The organism is Streptomyces sp. NPDC051578 (assembly GCF_044454045.1).
Taxonomy (GTDB): Bacteria; Actinomycetota; Actinomycetes; order Streptomycetales; family Streptomycetaceae; genus Streptomyces.
In genome coordinates this window covers 1-25,613 of record NZ_JBITDH010000008.1, presented here as the reverse complement: position 1 = coordinate 25,613, position 25,613 = coordinate 1, and the positions used below count along the sequence as shown (strand labels likewise).

Genomic DNA, 25,613 nt, shown 5'->3' with positions numbered 1-25,613 from the left:
CCCCGCACCCCCGCCCAGCAGGCACGTCGTCCCGGCCGGCCTGCGGGCGCGGGCGCCGGGCGCGGCGAGGGGCGGCCGCGGGCAGGGTCAACACCTGGGGGGATAGGGGTGTCGCGCCCGTTCGGGGCCCACCTAGCGTGCGATCACCCCGTGGCCGGAACCGCGCCCGGGGCAATCGATACCGAGCTGGGAGCGTGCAGATGTCCGCGGGCTTCGATCCTGTCGCTGATGAACCGTCCGGCGCGGACGTCCGCCCGGGGGCCGAGCCGGCCGGCCGGCTGGCCGGACTCCCGCAGAGCGAGCAGACCAGGCTGCTGCTCGACCTCGTCTGCGCGCAGACCGCCGAGATCCTCCGCAAGGCCAGGCCCGACACCGAGCCCGTGGTCACGACCGGGACCTCCTTCAAGGAACTGGGCCTGGACTCCATCGGCATGGTCGACCTGCACGCCCGGATCAACGCCGCGACGGGCCTGGCCCTGCCCGTGACCGCCGCGTTCGACCACCCGAGCCCCGAACTGCTGGCCGGGTACGTACGCACGGAACTGCTCGGCGCACCCGCCGGGCCACCCGCGCCGCGCGCCGCCGAAGCCCAGGGCGCGTCGCGCCACGACGGCGAACCCATCGCCGTCGTCGGCATCAGCGGCCGCTTCCCCGGCGGTGTGCGCTCCGCCGAGGAACTGTGGGAGCTCGTCTCCCGGGGCGAGAGCGCCGTAGGCCCCTTCCCCGACAACCGCGGCTGGGACCTCGACGCCCTCTTCGACGACGACCCCGCGACCCCCGGCACCTGCTACACCCGCACCGGCGGGTTCCTCCACGACGCCCCCGACTTCGACGCCGAGTTCTTCGGGATAGGCCCGCGCGAGGCGCTCGCCATGGACCCGCAGCAGCGGCTGCTGCTGGAGACGGCCTGGGAGGCGCTGGAGCGGACCGGGCTCGACCCCACCTCCCTGCGCGGCACCCCCACCGGCGTCTTCATCGGCGCCGGCCCCTCCGAGTACGGGCCCCGCGTGCAGGACGCCCCCGACTCCCTGACCGGCTACCTCGTCACCGGCGGCGCCCTCAGCGTCACCTCCGGCCGGGTCGCGTACGCGCTCGGCCTGGAGGGCCCGGCGCTGACCGTCGACACCGCCTGCTCCGGATCGCTGGTCTCCCTGCACCTGGCCGTGCAGTCGCTGCGCCGCGGCGAATGCTCCCTGGCCCTGGCCGGCGGCGTCACCGTACTGAGCACCCCCGGCCTGTTCACCGAGTTCAGCCGGCAGCGCGGCCTCGCCCCCGACGGGCAGATCAAGGCCTTCGCGGCGGGCGCCGACGGGACCTCCTTCGCGGAGGGGGTCGGCCTGCTCGTCGTGGAACGCCTCAGCGACGCCCGGCGCAACGGCCACCAGGTCCTCGCCGTCATCCGGGGCACGGCCGTCAACCAGGACGGCGCCAGCAACGGCCTCACCGCCCCCAGCGGCGCCGCGCAGCAGCGCGTGATCGTGCAGGCCCTCGCGGACGCCGGGCTGTCCGCCGCCGAGGTGGACGCGGTGGAGGCGCACGGCACCGGCACCACGCTCGGCGACCCCATCGAGGCCCGGGCGCTGATCGAGACGTACGGGCGGGAGCGGCCGGAGGACCGGCCGCTGTGGCTGGGCTCGGTCAAGTCCAACCTGGGGCACACGCAGGCCGCGGCCGGTGTGGCCGGACTGATGAAGATGATCATGGCGATGCGGCACGGCGTACTGCCGAAGACGCTGAACGTCGACGAGCCCACCGGGAACGTCGACTGGTCCGCGGGCACCGTTCGCCTGCTCACCGAGCCGGTGCCGTGGCCCGAGGACGGCGGCAGACCCCGCCGGGCAGGCGTCTCCGGCTTCGGCATCAGCGGGACGAACGCGCACGTGATCGTGGAGGAAGCGCCGCGCGGAGCCGAGCGGGGCGCCGAGGCGGCCGACGCGGACCGCGCCGCCGCAGGACCGGACCGCGGCGCCGCCGCAGCAGCCTCGTCCGAGCGGGCCGCCGGCCCGGACCCCGACGCCGGAGCGGCCCCGCAGGCCCCCGCACGGCCCGCCCTCGTACCCGTCAGCGCCCGCTCCGACGAAGGCCTGCGCGCCCAGGCCGAACGCCTGGCCGCCTTCTTCGCCGACCGCCCCGACCTCACCCCGGACGACCTCGGCCACGCCCTCGGTACCGGTCGCGCCGCCCTCGAACACCGCGCCGCCCTCGTCGCCGCCGACCGCGCCGAACTCCTCGACGGGCTGCGCACCCTCGCCGCCGGCGGGACCACCCCCGCCACCCGCACCGGCACCCTGCCCGCCGGACGCCTCGCGTTCCTCTTCACCGGCCAGGGCAGCCAGCGCCTCGCCATGGGCCGGCAGTTGTACGACACCCACCCGGTGTTCGCGGACACCCTGGCCGACGCCATCGGCTGGCTCGACCTCCAGCTCGACACCTCCCTGTGGGACGTCCTGTTCGCCGCCCCCGGCTCCGACGCCGCCGCGCTGCTGGACGAGACCCGCTACGCGCAGACCGCCCTGTTCGCCGTCGAGGTCGCCCTGTTCCGGCTCGTCGAGTCCTGGGGCGTGCGCCCCGACTTCGTGGCCGGCCACTCGATCGGCGAGATCGCCGCCGCGCACGTCGCGGGCGTCCTCAACCTGGAGGACGCCGCCACCCTCGTCGCCGCCCGCGGCCGGCTGATGCAGGAACTGCCCCCGGGCGGGGCCATGATCGCCGTCCAGGCCACCGAGGCGGAACTCCTGCCCCTCCTCGGCGAACACCCCCACGTCGCGATCGCCGCCGTCAACGGCCCCGACGCCCTGGTGATCTCCGGCGAGGAGAACGCCGCCGTCGCCCTCGCCGACCGCTTCGCCGCCCTGGGACGCAAGACCAAGCGGCTGCGCGTGAGCCACGCCTTCCACTCGCCGCTCATGGAACCGATGCTCGCCGAATTCCGGCGCATCGCGGGAATCCTCGCCTACGCCCCGCCCGCCATCCCCCTCGTCTCCACCGTCACCGGCCGGCTCGCCACCTCCGAGGAACTCTGCTCCCCCGACTACTGGACCGGCCACGTCCGCGAGGCCGTCCGCTTCGCCGACGCCCTCACCTGGCTGGCCGCCGACGGCGGCGCCCGCACCTTCCTGGAGCTGGGTCCCGACGCCGTCCTCAGCGCCCTCGGCCGCGACTGCCTGCCCGAGGAGCGGGAGGCGGACACCGTCTTCGCGCCGCTGCTGCGCGCGGGCAGGGACGAGGTCCGCGAGGCCCTCGGCGCCGCCGCCCTCGCCCACGCGCGGGGCGCCCGGCTGGACTGGGACGCCCTGTACGCGGGCCGCCCCACCCGCCGCGTGGAAGGCCTGCCCACCTACGCCTTCCGCCCCAAGCGGTACTGGCTGACCCCGGACAAGAGCACGGGGGACCCCTCGGGACTGGGGCAGCTCGCCGTGCGGCACCCGCTGCTCGGCTCGGTGGTCGACCTCGCCGGCGCCGGCAGCACCGTACTCACCGGCCGGCTCTCGCTGCGCACCCACCCGTGGATCGCGGACCACACCATCGCCGGCACCACCCTGCTGCCGGGTACCGCCTTCGTGGAACTCGCCCTGCGCGCCGGCGCGGAGACCGGCTGCGCGCTGGTCGAGGAACTGACCCTGCACGCGCCGCTGGTCCTGCCGGAGACGGGCGCAGTCGCCCTCCAGGTGCTGATCGCCGCCCCCGACGCGGCGGGCCGCCGGACCATCGCATGCCATTCCCGCACCGACAGCGCCGACGCCGCCGAGGACGGCTGGGTCCGCCACGCGACCGGCGTCCTGGCCCCCGCGGCCCCCGCCGCCGCATCCCCGGCGGGAGCGTGGCCCCCGGCGGGCGCCGAGCCGCTGGACGTCTCCGGCCTGTACGCCGACATGGCCGCCGAAGGATACGGCTACGGGCCGTCGTTCCACGGAGTGCGCGCCGCCTGGATCCTCGACGGCGAAGTGTTCGCGGACGTCGAACTCCCGCAGCCCGCCCGCGCCGAAGCCGCCGCCTTCGGCCTGCACCCGGCCCTGCTGGACGCCGCCCTGCACCCCGCCGACCACGCCCTGGCCGCCCAGGGGAACCGGCCCGAGGGGACCTGGATCCCGTTCTCCTGGAACGGCGTCACCCTCCACGCCTCCGGCGCGGCCTCCGTACGCGTACGGATCACCGCGCGCGGCCGCGAGGAACTCGCGGTGGACGTCACCGGTCCCGACGGCGCGCCCGTCGCCCGGGTCGAATCCCTGCTGCTGCGCGCCGTCACGGCGGACCAGCTCGCGGGCGACCGCCCCGACCCGCTGCTGCGCGTGCAGTGGAACCCGCTCGAAATCCCCGGCGACGCAGTGGCGTTCACGACCCTCGACGAAGGCATCCCGGCGCCGTACGTCGTCCACCGCGCCCTCCCGACCCCCGCCGGGGACCTGCCCGCCGCCGTCCGGGCCGTCACCGCCGACGCGCTGGCCGCCGTACAGGACTGGCTCGCCGACGACCGGTACGCCGACTCCCGGCTCGTCGTCGTCACCCGCCGGGGCGCCGCCGTACCCGGCACCGACGTCGACCTCGCGCAGGCGCCCGTCTGGGGACTCGTACGCTCCGCCGAGGCGGAGAACCCCGGCCGCTTCGTCCTCGTGGACACCGACCCGGCGGGCGAAGAGCACCTCGGGCGGGCCCTGGCCGCCGCCGCACGGGAACCCGAACTCGCCCTGCGCGGAGCCCGGTCGTACGTTCCCCGACTGGCTCCCGTCCCCGCCCCCGTCCCCGCCCCCGGCTCCGGCTCCTCCGGTGAGGACCGGCCCTCCCCGTGGGACGGCGACGGCACCGTACTGATCACCGGTGGCACCGGGGGCATCGGCGCCGCACTCGCCCGCCACCTCGTCCGCCACCACGGCGTACGCCACCTGCTGCTCACCAGCCGGCGCGGCCCCGACGCCCCCGGCGCCCGCGAACTGCTGGCCGAGCTCACCGACCTGGGCGCCGACGCCGACATCAGCGCCACCGACGCCGCGGACCGGGACGCCCTCGCGGCGCTGCTCGCCCGCATCCCCGAGCGGCACCCGCTCACCGCCGTCGTGCACGCGGCCGGAGTCATCGACGACGGCCTCGTCGGCTCCCTCACCCCCGCCAGGCTCGACACCGTGCTGCGCCCCAAGGCCGATGCAGCCTTGAACCTGCACGAGCTGACCGCGGGCCTCGACCTCACCGCGTTCGTCCTGTTCTCCTCCGCCTCCACCGTCCTCGACGGCGCCGGCCAGGGCAACTACGCCGCCGCGAACCTCTTCCTCGACGCGCTCGCCGCCCGCCGCGCCGCCGCCGGGCAGGTCGTCACCTCCCTCGCCTGGGGCCTGTGGGCCGGCGACGCCGGCATGGGCGCCACCCTCGACGCGGCAGCCCTCACCCGTATCGAACGCCTCGGCCTGGACTCCCTGACCTTCGAGGAGAACCTCGCCCGGCTCGACGAGGCGCTCGCCGGGAACGAGCCGGCCGTGGTCCCCGTACGGGTCGACCACCGCGCCGTGCGCGCGCGCGGCGACGGCGTCCCGACCCTGCTGCGGGCCCTCGTGCGCACCGCCGTGCGCCGCCCGGCCGTCGCGGCCGGACCGGCCGCCACCGGCCCGGCGACCGGACCGGCACCCCTCGCCGCCCAGCTCGCCGGACTCGGCGCCGCCGACCGCCTCGCCACCGTCCTGCTGCTGGTCCGCACCGAAGCCGCGGCCGTCCTCGGCTACCAGAGCGCCGAAGAGGTCACCGCCACCCGCGCCTTCACCGAGACCGGGTTCGACTCCCTGGCGGCCGTGGAACTGCGCAACCGCCTCTCGACCGCGACCGGGTTGCGGCTCAGCGCCACCCTGACCTTCGACTACCCGACCGCCACCGCCCTGGCCGAGCACCTCGTCACCAAGCTCCTCGGCGCGGCCGCCGCCCCCGCCGTCACCGCGGCGCCCGAGCCCCGCCGCGCTGCCTCCGGCGACGACGATCCGGTCGTCATCGTCGGCATGGCCTGCCGCTACCCGGGCGGCGTCACCTCGCCCGAGGAGCTGTGGCAGCTCGTCGCCGAAGGAGCCGACGCCATCGGGCCCTTCCCGACCGACCGCGGCTGGGCGGCCGACCTCTACGACCCGGAGATCGGCAAGCCCGGCAGGACGTACTCCACCGACGGCGGATTCCTCTACGACGCCGCCCGTTTCGACCCCGCCTTCTTCGGGATCAGCCCGCGCGAGGCCCAGGCCATGGACCCGCAGCAGCGGCTCCTCCTCGAAGTCGCCTGGGAGACCTTCGAGCGCGCCGGCATCGACCCCCGCTCCGTCAAGGGCAGCAGCACCGGTGTCTTCGCCGGCGTGATGTACCACGACTGGGGCCTGCGGCTGGGTCCGCTGCCCGAGGACGTGGCCGGCTACCACGGCAACGGCAGCCTCGCCAGCGTCGTCTCCGGACGCGTCGCCTACGCGCTGGGCCTGGAAGGGCCCGCGGTGAGCGTCGACACGGCCTGCTCCTCGTCCCTGGTGGCCCTGCACATGGCCGCGCGTTCCCTGCGCTCCGGTGAGTGCTCGCTGGCCCTGGCCGGCGGTGTCACCATCATGTCCACCCCCGACACCTTCCTCGACATGAGCCGCCAGCGCGGCCTGTCCCCGGACGGGCGGTGCAAGTCGTTCGGTGCGGGGGCGGACGGTACGGGGTGGGGTGAGGGTGCGGGCGTCCTGTTGCTGGAGCGGTTGTCGGACGCGCGGCGCAACGGGCACCGGGTGCTGGCGGTGGTGAAGGGCTCTGCGCTGAACCAGGACGGTGCCAGCAACGGTCTGACGGCTCCGAACGGGCCGGCGCAGCAGCGGGTGATCCGTCAGGCGCTGGCCGATGCAGGCCTGTCGGCGGCCGATGTCGACGTGGTCGAGGCGCACGGCACGGGCACCCGGCTCGGTGACCCGATCGAGGCACAGGCGCTGCTGGAGACCTACGGGCAGGAACGGCCCGAGGGACAGCCGCTGTGGCTGGGCTCCATCAAGTCCAACATGGGCCACACCCAGGCCGCGGCGGGTGTCGCCGGCATCATCAAGATGGTCATGGCCATGGACCACGGCGTCCTACCGCGCACCCTCCACGCGCAGACGCCCTCCGACCAGGTCGACTGGTCGGCCGGAGACGTCGCACTGCTCACCGAGGCCCGCGAATGGACCGCACCCGGCGGAGTACGGCGGGCCGGTGTGTCCTCCTTCGGGATCAGCGGAACCAACGCCCACGTCATCATCGAGCAGGCTCCGCGGCAGGAAGCCACCGTCACCGCCGCCGAGCCCGCCCCGTCCCTGCCCGCCATCCCCTGGCCCGTCTCCGGGGCCACCCCCGAGGCCCTGCGGGCCCAGGCCGAGCGGCTGCGCGAGCGCCTCGCCGACCTCCCGGACGAGGCACTCGCCCCCGCCGCCGCGACCCTGGCCACCGGCCGCGCCGCACTGGAGCACCGGGCCGTCGCACTCGGCGCCGACCGCGCCGAACTCGCCCGCTCGCTGGAACTCCTCGCCGACGCCGGAGCAGGCGTCGCAGCAGGCACCGGCGTCGGAGCCGGGGCGGCCCAGGACGGCAAGACCGCCTTCCTCTTCACGGGCCAGGGCGCGCAGCGCCTCGGCATGGGCCGCGAACTGTACGAGGCCTTCCCCGTGTTCGCCGCCGCCTTCGACGCCGTGTGCACCGAAGCCGACCGGCACCTAGGGCAGTCGCTGCGGGACGTGGTGTGGGGTGAGGACGCGGACGCCCTCAACGCGACCGCGCTGACCCAGCCCGCCCTGTTCGCCCTCGAAGTGGCCCTGTACCGGCTGGTGGAGGCGTGGGGCATGAAGCCCGACGCCGTCGCCGGCCACTCCATCGGTGAGCTCGCCGCCGCGCACGTCGCGGGCGTGCTGTCGCTCGCCGACGCGGCCCGACTCGTCGTCGTCCGCGGCCGGTTGATGCAAGCGCTGCCCGCCGGCGGTGCGATGCTCGCGGTCCAGGCCACCGAGGACGAGGTCCTGCCGATCCTGAGCGAAGGAGTCGGCATCGCCGCGGTCAACGGGCCGCGGTCGGTCGTCGTGTCCGGCATGGAGGCCGAAGTGCTGGCCGTCGGCGAGCACTTCACCGCCGCCGGACGCAAGACCAGCCGACTGGCCGTCTCCCACGCCTTCCACTCGGCCCTCATGGACCCGATGCTGGATGAGTACCGCTCCCTGGCCTCCGAGTTGGCCTTCCACGCACCGCGCATCCCGCTGGTCGTCTCCACCGTCACCGGTGAGGCCTCCGCCCAGTGGCAGGACCCCGAGTACTGGGTCCGCCAGGTCCGCGAGCCCGTCCGCTTCCTGGACGCCGTACGCCGCGCCGAAGAGCTCGGCGTCCGCACCTTCGTGGAGATCGGCCCCGACGCCGTCCTGACCGCGCTCGGCGCCGGCTGCGTCAGCGGTGACGACACCGCCTTCATCCCCCTGCTGCGCCGCGACCGCGACGAGCCCCGGGAGACCCTGACCGGCACCGGAGCGGCCTGGGCGCGCGGCACCGCCGTCGACTGGGCCGCCCTCCTCGGCCGGCCGGGCCGCTCCGGCCCCCTCGTGGACCTGCCCACGTACGCCTTCCAGCGCAAGCGCTACTGGCTCGACGTACCGGCCCCGACGGGCGATGTCGGATCCGCCGGCCTCGATCCCCTCGACCACCCGCTCCTCAGCGCCGCCGTCGTGTCGCCCGAGTCGGGCTCCGTCGTCCTCACGGGCCGCCTGTCGACGGCCGGACAGCCCTGGGTCGCCGACCACGGCGTACACGGAGCCGTCCTGCTCCCCGGGACCGGGTTCGTGGAACTCGCCGTACGCCTCGGCGACCAGGTCGGCTGCGACCTCCTGGAGGAACTGACGCTGGAGGCGCCCCTCGTCCTGCCCGCGACCGGCGGCGCCGCCCTGCGCGTGGCCGCGGGCGCCCCCGACGGGACGGGCCGCCGGCCGCTGCACATCCACTCCCGCCTCGACGGCGCTCCCCAGGACGCCTGGACCCGGCACGCCACCGGCTTCCTGACCACCGGGACGCCCCCGCAGCCCGAGGCCGACCTGACCCAGTGGCCGCCGCGCGGAGCCACTCCCGTCGAGGTGGCGGGCGCGTACGAACGGCTGCGCGAGCGCGGCTACGGCTACGGCCCCGCCTTCCAGGGCCTCAAGGCGGCCTGGCGGCGCGGCGACGAGCTGTTCGCCGAAGTCGAACTGCCCGAGACGGTCCGCGCCGAAGCCGGCCGGTACGGCCTGCACCCGGCGCTCCTGGACACCGCCATGCACGTCGACGTCCTCGTCGACCAGGGCGAGGGCGGAACCGAGGCGCTGCTGCCCTTCGCATGGAGCGGAGTCGGCCTGCACGCCACCGGAGCCGCCGCACTGCGCGTCCACGTACGCCGCATCCGCGGCGCCGAGGAGTCGGCGATGACCGTCGCCGACGAGACCGGCAGCCCGGTCATGACCGTCGCCTCCCTGATCTGCCGGCCCGTGTCCGCCGACCAGCTGGAGCCCGTCGACGGCACCGTCTCCGACGACCTGCACCACATCGAGTGGAGCACCCTGCCGGCGCCCGCCGTGCCCGGCGACCCCTCCGCCGTCGTCCTGGACGAATACGGGCTGGCCATCCTCGCCGACGCCCCCGCCGTCGTCCTCGCGTGCCCCGCCGCCCCCGCCGGGCAGCCCCTGCCGGACGCGGCCCGTACGGCCACCGCCTACGTACTGGGCCAGCTGCAGTCGTGGCTGGCAGACGACCGGTTCGCGGCCTCCACCCTCGTCGTCGTCACCCGCGGCGCGGTCACCACCGATCCGGAAACCGCCCCCGACCTCACCCAGGCACCCGTGTGGGGTCTGGTCCGGGCCGCACAGGCGGAGAACCCGGGCCGGATCGTGCTGCTCGACACCGACCCCGAGGACGCCACCGCACCGGCCGACACCGACCCCGGCCTCATCGCACAGGCCCTGGAACAGGGCGAACCCGAACTCGCCCTGCGGGCAGGCCGTTTCCTCACCCCCCGGCTCGTCAAGACGGCCGTCCCCGAAGCGCCGGCGCCCTGGACCGGCGAAGGCACCGTCCTCGTCACCGGCGGCACCGGAGGCCTCGGCGCCCGCGTCGCCGAGCACCTCGTCACCCGGCACGGCGTCCGGCACCTGGTCCTCACCAGCCGCCGCGGCGCCGAAGCCCCCGGCGCCGGGGCACTGCGGGAACGGCTGCTCGAAGCCGGCGCCCACGACGTCCGCATCGCGGGCTGCGACGCCGCCGACCGGGCCGCACTCGCCGACGTCCTCGCCGCCGTCCCCGACGCGCACCCGCTCACCGGCGTCGTCCACGCGGCGGGCGTAGTGGACCCCGGCCTGACCGCCACGCTCACCCCGGAGCGCCTGGACAGCGTCATGCGGCCCAAGGCCGATGCCGCTTGGCACCTGCACGAACTGACCCAGGGCATGGACCTGACGGCGTTCGTACTGTTCTCCTCCGCCGGCGGACTCGTCCTGCCCGCCGGACAGGGCAACTACGCCGCCGCCAACGTCTTCCTGGACGCGCTCGCCGCGCACCGGCGAGCACGAGGGCAAGCAGGCACCGCACTCGCGTACGGCCTGTGGGCGGTCAACACCGGCCTCGGTGGAGAACTCACCGACGCCGACATCGAGAAGATGAAGCGGCTCGGCCTGCCCGCCCTGCCCGCCGACCGCGGCCTGGCACTGTTCGACGAAGCCCTGCGCACCCGGCACGCCCTGCTCGCCCCCCTGCCCGTCGACCCCGCGGCCCTGCACGCCCGCGGCGCCGACGTCCCGCCGCTGCTGCGCGGCACGACCCGGCCCGCGACCCGGCGCGCCGCCGCCCAGGCCGCCCCCGCCGGCGACGGCCTGGCCCGAAAGCTGGCCGCCCTCACCGCGGCGGAACGCGAACGGACCCTGCTCGATCTGGTCGCCACCCAGGTCGCGGCCGTCCTCGGCCACGAAAGCACCGACACCGTCGGAGCGGACCGCGCGTTCAAGGAACTGGGCTTCGACTCCCTGGCCGCCGTCGAACTGCGCAACGCGCTGAACGCCGCCACCGGGCTCCGCCTGCCCGTGACCCTCGTCTTCGACTACCCGACCACCCGCGCCGTCGCCGACCACCTCGCCGGCGAATTCGGCACGGCGGACCCGGAGCGGACCCCCGTACCGACTGCCGCTCCCTCCGGGTACGCCGACGACGAACCGATCGCGATCGTCGGCATCAGCTGCCGCTTCCCCGGCGGCGTACGCTCCGCCGAGGACCTGTGGGACCTCGTCGCCGAGGGCCGCGACGCGATCGCCGACTTCCCCGCCGACCGGGGCTGGGACACCGACGCCATCTACGATCCGGAACCCGGTCTGCACGGCAAGACGTACGCCCGCGAAGGCGGATTCCTCTACGACGCAGCCGAGTTCGACCCGGCGTTCTTCGGCATCAGCCCCCGCGAGGCCATCGCGATGGACCCCCAGCAGCGGCTGCTCCTGCAAGCCGCCTGGGAGGCGTTCGAACGCGCCGGCATCGACCCGTCCGCCATGCGCGGCAGCCAGACCGGCGTCTACGCCGGCGTGATGTACCACGACTACGGATCCCGCCTCCAGCACATCCCCGACGACGTCGCCGGCTACCTCGGCAACGGCACCGCGGCCTCCATCCTGACCGGCCGCGTCGCCTACGCCCTCGGCCTCGAAGGCCCCGCCGTCAGCGTCGACACCGCGTGCTCCTCCTCGCTCGTCGCCCTGCACATGGCCTGCCAGGCACTGCGTCGCGGCGAGGTCGACATGGCACTGGCCGGAGGCGTCACCGTCATGTCGACGCCCGAGATCTACGTCGAGTTCGCCCAGCAGCGCGGCCTGTCCGCCGACGGCCGCTGCAAGGCCTTCGCGGGCGGCGCCGACGGCACCGGCTGGGCGGAGGGCGTGGGCCTGCTCCTGGTCGAGCGGCTCTCCGACGCCCAGCGGCTCGGCCACGACGTACTCGCCGTGATCCGCGGCTCCGCCATCAACCAGGACGGCGCCAGCAACGGCCTGACCGCCCCCAACGGACCCTCGCAGCAGCGCGTCATCCAGCGCGCCCTCGCCGCCGGCGGCCTCACCACCGCCGACGTGGACCTCGTCGAAGGCCATGGCACGGGCACCCGGCTGGGCGACCCCATCGAGGCACAGGCCCTCCTCGCCACCTACGGGCAGGGGCGGCCCGCCGACGACCCGGTATGGCTCGGCTCCATCAAGTCCAACATCGGACACGCCCAGGCCGCGGCCGGTGTCAGCGGCGTCATCAAGTCCGTGATGGCCCTGCGCAACGGCCTGATGCCCAAGACCCTGCACGTGGACCAGCCCTCGCCCGAGGTCGACTGGGAAGCCGGCAACGTCCGGCTGCTCACGGAGGCGCGGCCGTGGCCCCGCCGCGCGGACCGGCCGCGCAGGGCCACCGTCTCCTCCTTCGGTCTCAGCGGCACCAATGCCCACCTCGTCGTGGAGGAGGCACCGGAAGCCGTCCCGACCGAGACGGGATCGGCCGACCTGCCGGCCCTGCCGCTGCTGCTGTCCGGAGCCGACCCGCAGGCACCGGGCCGCCAGGCCGGGGAACTGCACGCGCGGCTCCTCGCCGAACCGGAGCTGGACCTCACCGACGTCGCCCGTACCCTCGCGACGGGCCGGGCGGCGCTGGAACACCGGGCGGTGGTCGTGGCCGGCGGCCAGGACCGCGAGAGCGCACTGCGGGGCCTGGCCGACGTCGCCGCCGGGGACGGCATCCGGGGCTCCGCACGAGCCGGGGGGCGGACGGCGTTCCTCTTCACCGGCCAGGGTGCCCAGCGGTTGGGGATGGGGCGTGAGCTATACGAGGCGTTCCCGGTGTTCGCTGAGGCCTTTGATGCGGTGTGTGGGGAGGTTGACCGGCACCTGGGGCGGTCGTTGCGTGAGGTGGTGTGGGGTGAGGATGCGGAGGCGTTGAACGCGACCGCGGTGACGCAGCCCGCGCTGTTCGCGTTGGAGGTTTCTCTCTATCGGTTGGTGGAGGCGTGGGGTGTCACGCCGGACGTGGTGGCCGGGCATTCGATCGGTGAGTTGGCTGCCGCGCATGTGGCGGGGGTGTTGTCGCTGGCTGATGCGGCGGAGTTGGTGGTGGCGCGTGGCCGGTTGATGCAGGCGTTGCCCGCCGGTGGTGCGATGCTTGCGGTGCAGGCCACTGAGGATGAGGTGCTCCCGCTTCTCATCGAGGGTGTGGGTATTGCTGCGGTGAACGGGCCGCAGTCGGTGGTGGTTTCGGGTGTCGAAGGCGCTGTGCTGGCTGTCGGTGAGCACTTCACCACCGAAGGCCGTAAGATGAGTCGGCTTGCGGTCTCGCACGCTTTCCACTCGGCGTTGATGGATCCGATGCTGGAGGACTTCCGTGCGGTCGCTTCGCGGCTGACGTTCTCGGCGCCGCGCATTCCGGTCGTCTCTACCGTCTCGGGCGAGTTGTCAGAGGGCTGGCGGTCGCCTGAGTACTGGGTCGGCCAGGTCCGCGAGGCCGTCCGCTTCGCCGACGCCGTAGCGGCGCTGGAGGCGCAGGGCGTCACCCGCTTCCTGGAGATCGGCCCGGACGGCGTCCTGACCGGTCTGGCCCAGCAGGGCGTGGACTCCGAGCAGGCCGTCCTCGTACCCGCCCTCCGCAAGAACCAGCCCGAACCCGAAACCCTGATCGCCGCCCTCGGGCAGCTGCATGCCACCGGCGTACCCGTCGACTGGGAGGCGTTCTTCGCCGGATCCGGCGCCCGGCGCGTCGACCTGCCCACCTACCCCTTCCTCAGGACCCGCTACTGGCTCGACGCTCCCGCCGCGGTCGGCGACGCGGCCGGGATGGGGCAGGCCTCCGCCGGGCACCCGCTGCTCAGCGCCGTACTCGTCTCCCCGGAGACCGGAGCCCCGGTCCTCACCGGCCGGATCTCCACCGCCACCCACCCCTGGCTGGCCGACCACGCCGTCCACGGCAGCGTGCTGCTCCCGGGCACGGCGTACGTGGAACTGGCGCTCCGCGCCGGGCACGAGGTGGGCTGCGCCCAGCTGGAGGAACTCACGCAGGAGACGCCGCTGTTGCTGCCCGGCAAGACGGGGATCGCGGTGCAGGTGGTCGTGGGCGAGGCGGACGCCTCCGGCCGTCGCGACGTGACCCTGTACTCGCGGGCCGAGAACCTTCCGGCCGACGCGCCCTGGACCCGCAACGCCCGCGGCGTCCTCGCCCCCGATCCGGCGGCGGCCGCCCCCGACCTGGAGGCCTGGCCGCCGGCTGGGGCGAGGCCCGTCGACGTCAGCGGGATGTACGAGGACCTCGCCGGACTCGGCTACGGGTACGGCCCCCACTTCCAGGGCCTCACGGCGGCCTGGCGGCGCGGAGACGAGCTGTACGCCGAGATCTCGCTCCCCGCGCACGCCCGCACCGACGCCGCCCTCTTCGGTCTCCACCCGGCACTCCTCGACGCCGCCCTGCACGCCGAGCGCATCTTCGACGAGGACGCCGACGGCCCCGTCCGGGCCGCCCTGCCCTTCGTGTGGACCGGCGTCACCCTGCACACCACCGGAGCATCCGCGCTGCGGGTCCGCCTCACCAAGCCGGGCCCCGACGCCGTCGCACTGCGGATCACCGCGCCCACCGGTGAGCCCGTCGCCACCGTCGACGCGCTCGTCGTGCGCGAGGTGTCCGCGCAGCAGCTGGCGGGCGACGGGCCGGGCGGCGAAGGTGCCCTGTTCCGCGTCGACTGGCAGGCGCACCAGCCGGCCGCCGGGCCGGCGGCGACCACCGACGACTGGGTGGTGGTCGGGGCGGGACTGCCGGGTCTGCGCCCGGTCGCCTCGCTCGCCGCCCTGGCCGACCTCGCCTCCGAGCAGCGCGTCCCCGACGTGGTCGTCCTGACCGCACCCGACGTCTCCGACGTCTTCGGCACCAACGCCGGGGTGCCCGAGCAGGTCCGCACCTCCGTCGGCCGGCTCCTCGACGGACTCGGGCAGTGGCTCGCGGACCCCCGCTTCGCCGACTCCCGCCTGGTCCTCGTCACCCGCGACGCCGTCCCCACCGCCCGGCCGGAAGCGGAACCCGTGGACTGCGTACAGGCACCCCTGTGGGGTGTCATGCGCGCCGCGCAGGCGGAGAACCCGGGCCGCTTCACCGTCGTCGACCTCGACGGGGCGCCCGAGTCGGTGGCCGCGCTGGCCGCCGCCGTCGCCTCCGCCGAACCGGAAGTCGCCGTCCGGCGCGGGGAGATCCTCGTGCCGCGCTACGTCGCAGCGCCCGCCCGGGCCGCCGAACCCTCGGCGTGGGACCCGGACGGCACCGTCCTGATCACCGGCGGCACCGGTCTGCTGGGCGCCGTCCTGGCCAGGCACCTGGTCACCGCGCAGGGCGTACGCCACCTCGTGCTGACCAGCCGGCGCGGCGCGGACGCCCCCGGGGCCGCCGAACTGCGCGCGGAACTGGCTGCGGCGGGAGCCGACGTACGGATCGTCGCCGTCGACGCGGCCGACCGCTACGCCTTGGCCGCGCTGCTGGACGAGATCCCGGCCGGGCACCCGCTCACGGGCGTCGTGCACGCCGCCGGAGTCATGGACAACGCCCTGGTCGGAGCCGTCACCAAGGAACAGGTCAGCAAGGTGCTGCGGCCCAAGGTCGACGCCGCCTGGCACCTGCACGAACTGACGAAGGACCTCGGCCTGTCCGCCTTCGTGCTGTACTCCTCGGCCGGCGGCCAGATCCTGTCCGCCGGGCAGGCCACCTACGCCGCGGCGAACGTCTTCCTCGACGCACTGGCCGCCGAGCGCCGCGCCGCCGGACTCGCGGCCACTTCGCTCGCCTGGGGCCTGTGGGAAGGCACGGTGGGCGAGGGCCCCGAACTCACCGAGGCCGACCTGCGGCGCATGAGCCGCTCGGGCGTGCTGGAGCTGTCCTTCACCGACGGCGTCGCCCTGTTCGACGCGGCGCTCGCCCTGGACGAGGGCCTGCTGGCACCCGTCCGGCTCGACCGCGCGGCGCTGGCACGACGCGCCGACGAGATCCCGGCCCTGCTGCGCGCCCTCGCAGGGCCGGCCGCCCGCCAGACCGCCCGGCCCACGGCGCTGCCCGCGACGGGCGCCGCCGACACCGCCGGCTCCCTCGTCCGGGCCAAGCTCGCCGGGCTGCCGACCGGGCCCGAGCGGGTCCGCTACGCGGAGGAACTCGTACGGGGCCACGCGGCGGCCGTACTCGGACACGGCGACCCGGCTGGGGTCGGGGCGGACCGCGGCTTCACCGAGCTCGGACTGGACTCGCTCGGCGCGATCGAGCTGCGCAACCGGCTCCAGAAGGCGACCGGGCTACGCCTGCCCGCCACCTTGATGTTCGACTACCCCAACTCGGGCGCCCTGGCCGGGTTCCTGCTGGAGGAACTGGAACCCGAAACGGAGCCCGAGGGCCCCGCCGCCGGACCGCACTTGGACGAGGAAGGCATCAGGCGGGCCCTGCTGTCCATCCCCGCCGCGCGACTGCGCGAGTCCGGGTTGCTCGACGCCCTGCTCGGACTGGCGGAAGGCGACGCGGCGGGCGCCGGCGGAGCCTCGGCAGCGGCCTCCGGGGCGGCCCCGTTCACGGATCCCGAGACACCCGACCAGGGCGCCGCCATCGAGGACATGGGCGTGGACGACCTCATTCGTGCCGCCATGGCCGGCGGCGAACCCAGCTGAAACCGACCGGACCGAACCGGAATTCGAGGATGACGTGAGCACATCGGTGGAACAGGTCGTAGCGGCACTGCGCAAGTCACTCACGGACAACGAGCGACTGCGCGAAGAGAACGCACGGCTGACCGCGGCGGGCAACGACCCCATCGCGATCGTGGCCATGGCCTGCCGCTACCCCGGCGGCGCCGGCACGCCCGAGGGCCTGTGGCGGCTGGTGGCCGACGGCACCGACGCCGTGTCCGGCTTCCCCGCCGATCGCGGCTGGGACCCCGACGTCTACGACCCGGAGCCGGGCGTGCCGGGCAAGTCCTACGCCCGGGACGGCGCGTTCCTCTACGACGCGGCCGCGTTCGACCCGGCGTTCTTCGGGATCTCCCCGCGCGAGGCGCTGACCATGGACCCCCAGCAGCGGCTGCTGCTGGAGATCTCCTGGGAGGCGATCGAACGCGCGGGCGTCGACCCGACCCGGCTCAAGGGCAGCCGGACGGGTGTGTACGCCGGTGTGATGTACCACGACTACGCCGACGGCAGCGCGGGCAGCTTCGTCTCCGGCCGCACGGCCTACACGCTGGGCCTCGAAGGCCCCGCCGTCACCGTGGACACGGCGTGCTCCTCGTCCCTGGTGGCCCTGCACATGGCCGCCCAGGCCCTGCGCTCCGGCGAATGCGACCTGGCCCTGGCGGGTGGCGTGACCGTCATGTCCACCCCCGACATGCTCGTGTACTTCTCCGGCCAGCGCGGACTCGCCCCGGACGGACGGTGCAAGCCGTTCGCCGCGGCCGCCGACGGCACCGGGTGGGGGGAGGGCGCGGGCGTACTGCTGCTGGAGCGGCTCTCCGACGCCCGCCGCAACGGCCACCCGGTCCTCGCCCTCGTCAGCGGCTCCGCCGTCAACCAGGACGGCGCGTCCAGTGCCATGACCGTCCCCAACGGCCCGGCGCAGCAGCGGGTGATACGCCAGGCGCTCGCCGACGCGGGCCTGACGCCGGCGGACGTGGACGCGGTCGAGGCGCACGGCACGGGCACCCGGCTGGGCGACCCCATCGAGGCACAGGCGCTGCTGGCCACGTACGGGAGGAAGCGGCCCCAGGACCGGCCGCTGTGGCTGGGGTCGGTGAAGTCCAACTTCGGGCACACGCAGGCCGCCGCCGGTGTCGCGGGCGTCATCAAGATGGTGATGGCGATGCGGCACGGGGTACTGCCCCGGACCCTGCACGTCGACGCACCCTCGAACCAGGTGGACTGGTCGGCGGGGAACGTGGAACTGCTGACCGAGGCCCGGGAATGGCGGGCCGGGGAGCGGCCGCGCCGAGCGGGCATCTCCTCGTTCGGCCTCAGCGGGACGAACGCGCACGTCATCGTGGAACAGGCGCCGCAGGCGACGGCGGAGACCGCGGCCGGGGCGGAGCCGCTGCGGGCGCTGCCGCCGGTGATGCCGTGGCCGGTGTCCGCGAAGACCCCGCAGGCGCTGGCGGACCGGGCCCGGGGGCTGCTGGAGTCGGTCGCAGGCTCCGACCACCGGGCCGGGGACGTCGGCCACTCCCTGGCGACGACACGCTCGCTGTTCGACCACCGTGCGGTGGTGACGGGCGACGGGGCGAGCCGGCTGGCGGCGCTCGCCGCGCTGGCGGCGGGGGAGGAGCACCCTGCTCTGGTGACGGGCCGGGTCCAGCCCGGGGGGCGGACGGCGTTCCTCTTCACCGGCCAGGGTGCCCAGCGGTTGGGGATGGGGCGTGAGCTGTACGAGGCGTTCCCGGTGTTCGCGGCTGCTTTCGATGCGGTGTGTGGGGAGGTTGACCGGCACCTGGGGCGGTCGTTGCGTGAGGTGGTGTGGGGTGAGGATGCGGAGGCGTTGAACGCGACCGCGGTGACGCAGCCCGCCCTGTTCGCGTTGGAGGTTTCTCTCTATCGGTTGGTGGAGGCGTGGGGTGTCACGCCTGACGTGGTCGCCGGGCATTCGATCGGTGAGCTGGCCGCCGCGCATGTGGCGGGGGTGTTTTCGCTGGCTGATGCGGCCGAGTTGGTGGTGGCGCGTGGCCGGTTGATGCAGGAGCTGCCCACCGGCGGTGCGATGCTCGCGGTACAGGCCGCGGAAGATGAGGTGCTCCCGCTCCTGACCGAGGGTGTGGGTATTGCTGCGGTGAACGGGCCGCAGTCGGTGGTGGTTTCGGGTGTCGAGGCCGCTGTACTGGCTGTCGGTGAGCACTTCACCACCGAAGGCCGTAAGACCAGTCGGCTCGCTGTATCCCACGCCTTTCACTCCGCGCTCATGGACCCGATGCTGGACGAGTTCCGTGCAGTTGCCTCGCAGTTGACCTATTCCGAGCCGCGAGTCTCGGCCGTGTCCACCGTGACGGGATGGCCGGGGGCGCAGTGGCAGTCCCCGGAGTACTGGGTCGGCCAGGTCCGTGAAGCCGTCCGGTTCACCGACGCGGTGGAGGCGTTGGGCGAGCTGGGTGTGACCCGGTTCCTGGAGATCGGCCCGGACGGCGTCCTGACCGGTCTGGCCCAGCAGGGCGTGGACTCCGAGCAGGCCGTCCTCGTACCCGCCCTCCGCAAGAACCGCCCCGAACCCGAAACCCTGGTCTCGGCCCTCTCCCTCCTGCACGTGGACGGCGTGCGCGTCGACTGGGAGGCCTTCTACGCCGGCACCGGCGCCCGGCGCGTTGACCTCCCCACCTATCCCTTCCAGCGCACCCGTTACTGGGTCGATGCCGTCCGTCCCGCGGGCCACGCGCCCGCTGCCGGGCTGTCCGCGCCCCAGCACCCTCTGCTCGGCGCCGTCGTCTCCCTCGCCGACTCGGGCGGGGTGGTCCTCACCGGCAGGCTCGCCGTGGCCGCCGAACCGTGGCTCGCCGACCACGTGGTGCGGGACGCGGTCCTCTTCCCCGGCTCCGGGTTCGTGGAGCTCGCCGTCCGCGCCGGCGACCACGCCGGATGCGGTGTGCTGGAAGAGCTCGCTCTGCACGCCCCGCTCCTCCTCCCCGAGGACGGTGCCGTCGCCGTACAGATCGTGGTCGGGGCGGCCGACGAGTCGGGACGCCGGTCGGTCGGCGTCTACGCCCGGGAGGAGGGCATTCCCGGGTCCGCGCCCGAGCCGGAGTGGACCCTGCATGCCGAAGGCGTGCTGGCCGACGAGGCGGAGGCCCCCGCGTTCGACCTGGAGGTGTGGCCCCCGGCCGGGGCTGAACCCCTGCCCGTCGACGGGGCCTACGAGACCCTGCGCGACCGTGGCCTCGCCTACGGGCCGGCCTTCCGCGGCCTGACGGCGGCCTGGCGGCTCGGGGACGCGCTGTACGCGGAGGTCTCGCTCCCGCCCGAGGTGGCGGCGGACGCGTACGGCCTGCACCCGGCGCTGCTCGACGCGGCGATGCACCCCGCCCTGGTGGACTCGGGTGACGGCTCCGGCGGCTCCGGCGACGGCTCCGCGACGGTGCTGCCGTTCGTGTGGAAGGACGTACGCCTGTACGCCGTCGGCTCCTCGGCGGTGCGCGTGCGCCTCACCCGGCCCACACCGGACAGCCTCTCCCTGGAGGTGGCCGACGCCTCCGGAGCCCCGGTCGCGGCGGTCGGCGGGGTCGTCGGCCGGGCGGTGGACGCGGCCGGGGCCGGGGCGCGGGCCGACGACCCGCTCTACCGCGTGGCGTGGCAGCCGGCCGGCGCCGGTTCCCCCGGGCGGTGGCTGCGCTGGGAGGACGCGCCTGCCGAGGGCCCGGTCGAAGGCGCGGTGGTCTTCGACTGCCGGGTCCCGGAGGCCGATGTCGTGTCCGCCGCCCACGCCGTCTCCCACCGCGTCCTGGACGTGGTGCGGCAGTGGCTGGAGGACCCGCGGTTCTCCGGGGCCACCCTCGTCCTCGTCACCCGGGGCGCGGTGGCCGTCGAGGACGGTGAACCGGTCGACGTGAGGCAGGCCCCCGCATGGGGTCTCGTACGAGCCGCGCAAGCGGAGAACCCCGGCCGATTCGTGCTGCTCGACACCGACGGCAGCGAGGACTTGGGCCACGTCCTGGTCGAAGACGAACCGGAGCTGGCCGTCCGTGCGGGGCGCACGTCCGTCCCGCGCCTGGTGCGCTCGACCGCGCCCGCCACGGCCGCGGAACCGGTGTGGGACGGTACGGGCACCGTGCTGATCACCGGCGGCACCGGCGGGCTGGGCGCCCTGGTCGCCCGCCACCTCGTGGCCGAGCACGGGGTGCGCCACCTGCTCCTCGTAGGGCGGCGCGGTCCCGACACGCCCGGAGTCGCCGAACTCCGCTCGGACCTCGTCGCGTCGGGGGCTTCGGTCACCGTCGCGGCTTGCGACGTGGCGGACCGCGCGGCACTGGCCGCCGTACTGGACACCGTCGACCCCGCGCACCCGCTGCGCGGGATCGTGCACGCGGCGGGCGTACTGGACGACGGGATGCTGACCTCGCTCACACCCGAGCGGTTCAGCGCCGTCCTGGCCCCCAAGGCGGACGCCTCCTGGCACCTGCACGAGCTGACCGAGGGCCTGGACCTCACCGCGTTCGTGCTCCTCTCCTCCATCGCGGGCACCCTCGGCTCGACGGGCCAGGCCAACTACGCGGCCGCCAACGTCTTCCTCGACGCCCTCGCCGCCCACCGCCGGGCCGGCGGACTACCGGCCTGCGCCCTGGCCTTCGGCCTGTGGGACACCGCCGGGGGCATGGCGACGCACCTCGGTGACGCCGAACTGGAGCGGATGCGGCAGGCCGGAACGCCCGCCATCCCCGCCGACACGGGCCTCGCCCTCTTCGACGCCGCGCTCGCCTCGGGCGAAGCGGCGACCGTCCCGGTCCGCCTGGACCTCGCCGTCCTGCGCGCCCAGACCGACGAGCCGCCCGCCCTACTGCGCCGGCTCGTACGGGCCCCCGGGCGCCGGGCCGGCGCCCGTCCGGGGTCGGGCGCCCTGCGCGAGCGGCTCGCCGGGCTCACCGGAGCCGCCCGTGCCACCGCCGTCCAGGACCTCGTCCGTACGCAGGTCGCCGCGGTCCTCGGCCACGCCTCGCACGACGCCGTCGAACCACACCGCGCCTTCGACGAGTTGGGCTTCGACTCGCTGACCGCCGTGGAACTGCGCAACCGGCTCGACAAGGCGACCGGGCTCCGCCTGCCCGCCACGCTGATCTTCGACTACCCGACGGCCGCGGCCGTCGCCGCGCACATCGGGGAACTCTTCGACGGAGCCGGCGCGCAAGCGGCCCCGGCGCCGGCGGCTGCCACCGCCCGAGCCACGGACGACGACCCGGTCGTCATAGTCGGCATGGCCTGCCGCTACCCGGGTGGCGTCGACACGCCCGAGGGCCTGTGGCGGCTGGTGGCCGACGGCGTGGACGCCATCGCCCCACTGCCCGACGACCGGGGCTGGGACCCCGGCGTCTACGACCCGGAGCCGGGCGTGCCGGGCAAGTCCTACGCCCGCGACGGCGGCTTCCTCTACGAAGCGGGCGCGTTCGACCCGGCGTTCTTCGGGATCTCCCCGCGCGAGGCGCTGACCATGGACCCCCAGCAGCGGCTGCTGCTGGAGATCTCCTGGGAGGCGCTCGAACGCGCAGGCGTGGACCCGGCCGCGCTCAAGGGCAGCCGGACGGGTGTGTACGCCGGTGTGATGTACCACGACTACGCCGGCGGCACGGCGGGCAGCCTGGTCTCCGGCCGCGTCGCCTACACGCTGGGCCTGGAGGGTCCGGCGGTCACGGTGGACACGGCGTGCTCGTCGTCCTTGGTGGCCTTGCACATGGCCGCCCAGGCCCTGCGCTCCGGCGAATGCTCGCTCGCGCTCGCGGGCGGCGTGACCGTCATGTCGACCCCCGACATGCTCGTGTACTTCAGCGAGCAGCGCGGCCTGTCCCCGGACGGGCGGTGCAAGTCGTTCGGTGCGGGGGCGGACGGTACGGGGTGGGGTGAGGGTGCGGGCGTCCTGTTGCTGGAGCGGTTGTCGGACGCGCGGCGCAATGGGCACCGGGTGCTGGCGGTGGTGAAGGGCTCTGCGCTGAACCAGGACGGTGCCAGCAATGGTCTGACGGCTCCGAACGGGCCGGCGCAGCAGCGGGTGATCCGGCACGCGCTGGCCGATGCGGGCCTGTCGGCGGCCGATGTCGACGTGGTCGAGGCGCACGGCACGGGCACCCGGCTCGGTGACCCGATCGAGGCGCAGGCGCTGCTCGCCACGTACGGCCAGGAACGGCCCGAGGGACAGCCGCTGTGGCTGGGCTCCGTCAAGTCCAACATGGGGCACACGCAGGCCGCTGCGGGTGTCGCGGGGATCATCAAGATGGTGATGGCGATGCGGCACGGTGTGCTGCCGCCCACCCTGCACGCGGAAGAGCGGTCGGACCAGATCGACTGGTCGGCGGGGGACGTGGAGCTCCTGACCGAGGCCCGGGAGTGGCCGGCCGAGGGGCGGCCCCGCCGGGCCGCGGTCTCCTCGTTCGGGCTGAGCGGGACGAACGCCCACGTGATCGTGGAGCAGGCGTCCCGGGAGGAGGCCGGGGTCGGGGAAGGCCCGGAAGCCGGCCTGCCGGTGGTGCCGTGGCTGCTGTCGGCGAAGTCCGCCGCTGCTCTGGCGGGCCAGGCGGAACGCCTGCTCGCGGTGGCCGGCGCCCACCGCCCCGAGGACGTCGGATACACCCTGGCCACCGCGCGCGGCGCGATGGAACACCGGGCGGTGATCGTGGGGGACCGTGAGGCCGGGCTTGCAGCCCTCGCCGCCGGACAGCCGCATGCGAGTGTCGCGCGGGGCGTGGCAGGCAAGGGGTCGACGGCGTTCCTGTTCACGGGTCAGGGTGCTCAGCGGTTGGGGATGGGGCGTGAGTTGTATGACGCGTTCCCGGTGTTCGCGCAGGCCTTTGATGCGGTGTGTGGGGAGGTTGACCGGCACCTGGGGCGGTCGTTGCGTGAGGTGGTGTGGGGTGAGGATGCGGAGGCGTTGAACGCGACCGCGGTGACGCAGCCCGCCCTGTTCGCGTTGGAGGTTTCTCTCTATCGGTTGGTGGAGGCGTGGGGTGTCACGCCTGACGTGGTCGCCGGGCATTCGATCGGTGAGCTGGCTGCCGCGCATGTGGCGGGGGTGTTGTCGCTGGCTGATGCGGCCGAGTTGGTGGTGGCGCGTGGCCGGTTGATGCAGGAGCTGCCCACCGGTGGTGCGATGCTCGCGGTGCAGGTCACTGAGGATGAGGTGCTGCCGCTTCTCACCGACGGTGTGAGTATTGCTGCGGTCAACGGACCGGACTCGGTCGTCGTGTCCGGGGTCGAGGCCGCCGTGCTGGCCGTGGGCGAGCACTTCACCACCGAAGGCCGTAAGACCAGCCGGCTGGCGGTCTCGCACGCCTTCCACTCGGCGCTGATGGATCCGATGCTGGACGACTTCCGCGCGGTCGCTTCCCGGCTGACGTTCTCCGCGCCGCGCATCCCGGTCGTCTCCACCGTTACGGGCGAGTTGTCAGAGGACTGGCGGTCGCCGGAGTACTGGGTCGGCCAGGTCCGCGAGGCCGTCCGCTTCGCGGACGCCGTGCGGACCCTGGAGGAGCAGGGTGTCACCCGCTTCCTGGAGATCGGCCCGGACGGCGTCCTGACCGGACTCGCCCAGCAGGGCGTGGACTCCGAGCAGGCCGTCCTGGTACCCGCCCTCCGCAAGAACCGGCCCGAACCCGAAACCCTGATCGCCACCCTCGGACAGCTGCACGCCACCGGCGTACCCCTGGATTGGGAGGCCTTCTTCGCCGGATCCGGCGCCCGGAACGTGGAGCTGCCCACGTACGCCTTCCAGCGCACCCGCTTCTGGATGACTGCCCCCTCGGCCTCCGGGGGCTCCGCCGACACCGGCCAGGTCGCTCTCGACCACCCGGTGCTGCGGGCGGTGGTCGAGCTGCCCGATGACGGGGGCGCGGTCCTCACCGGGCGGCTCTCCGCCGGTACGCACGGCTGGATCACCGACCACGACGTGCTCGGGAGCGTCCTGCTGCCGGGCACGGGCTTCGTGGAACTCGCCGTACAGGCGGGAGACCGGCTCGGCTGCGGGCTGTTGGAGGAACTCACCCTCCAGGCGCCGCTCGTTCTCCCGAAGCGGGGCGGTATCGCCGTTCAGGTGGCGGTCGGCCCGGCTGACGACGCCGGGCGCCGGACGGTCGCGATCCACTCCCGGCCCGACGACCAGCCCGACCTGCCCTGGACCCGCCACGCCGACGGCGTACTCGCCCCGCCGGACACGGCCGCCGTGGCGGAAGCGCTCACGGACTGGCCGCCTGCCGGAGCCGAAGCGATCCCCGTCGCCGACGCCTACCCGGACCTCGCGGCCGCCGGATATCACTACGGCCCCGTATTCCAGGGCCTGACGGCGGCCTGGCGGCTCGGCGACGCCCTGTTCGCCGAGGTCGCCCTGCCCGAGCAGGCCCACGCTGAGGCAGAGCAGTTCGGGCTGCACCCGGCGCTGCTCGACGCCGCCATGCACGTCGGACTGCTTGCGGTGCCGGGCCGAGAGGACGGCGGCGGCCGGACCCTGCTGCCGTTCGCGTGGAACGGGGTCACGCTGCACTCGTCGGGCGCCAAGGCGCTGCGGGTGCGCATCACCCCCGTTGCCCAGCAGGACGGGCTCTCGCTCACCGTGGCCGACGAGCAGGGCCGCCCGGTCCTGGCGGTCGAGTCGTTGCTCTCCCGGCCGGTGTCGGCGGAACAGCTGGGCTCCGGGGCCGGGGACTCCCTGCTCCACATCCGCTGGCAGCCCGCGCCACGGACCGCAGCCGCCGGCGCGGACTGGCTGCCGTGGGAGCGGGTGGCGGACGCTGCCGAGGTGCCGTCCGCCGTTGTCCTGGACTGTGCGGGCCCGGGGACCGACGACGTACTCGCCGATGTACGCACCACCGTGCAGCGGGTTCTGGGTGTGGTGCAGGAGTGGTTGGCGGGGGAGCGGTTTGAGGGTGCGTCGCTTGTGGTGGTCACGCGTGGTGGTGTGGCGGTGGGTTC

The 25,613-nt window shown here is 74.6% G+C and carries 1 protein-coding gene and 1 pseudogene; both read left to right on the top strand.

What is annotated here, in order from left to right; all coding sequences use genetic code 11:
* The first annotated feature begins 200 nt into the window (after positions 1-200).
* Positions 201-16,655, top strand: a complete 16,455-nt coding sequence (locus tag ACIA6C_RS26650) for a type I polyketide synthase (protein WP_399279546.1) — start codon at positions 201-203, stop codon at positions 16,653-16,655.
* A 49-nt stretch (positions 16,656-16,704) separates the two neighbouring features.
* Positions 16,705-25,613 (top strand): annotated as a pseudogene (locus ACIA6C_RS26645) (SDR family NAD(P)-dependent oxidoreductase); the annotation flags it as partial.

Bases quoted from the DNA above. Each gene is read 5' to 3' on its own strand.
- ACIA6C_RS26650 (WP_399279546.1), top strand. From the start codon at position 201: ATGTCCGCGGGCTTCGATCCTGTCGCTGATGAACCGTCCGGCGCGGAC.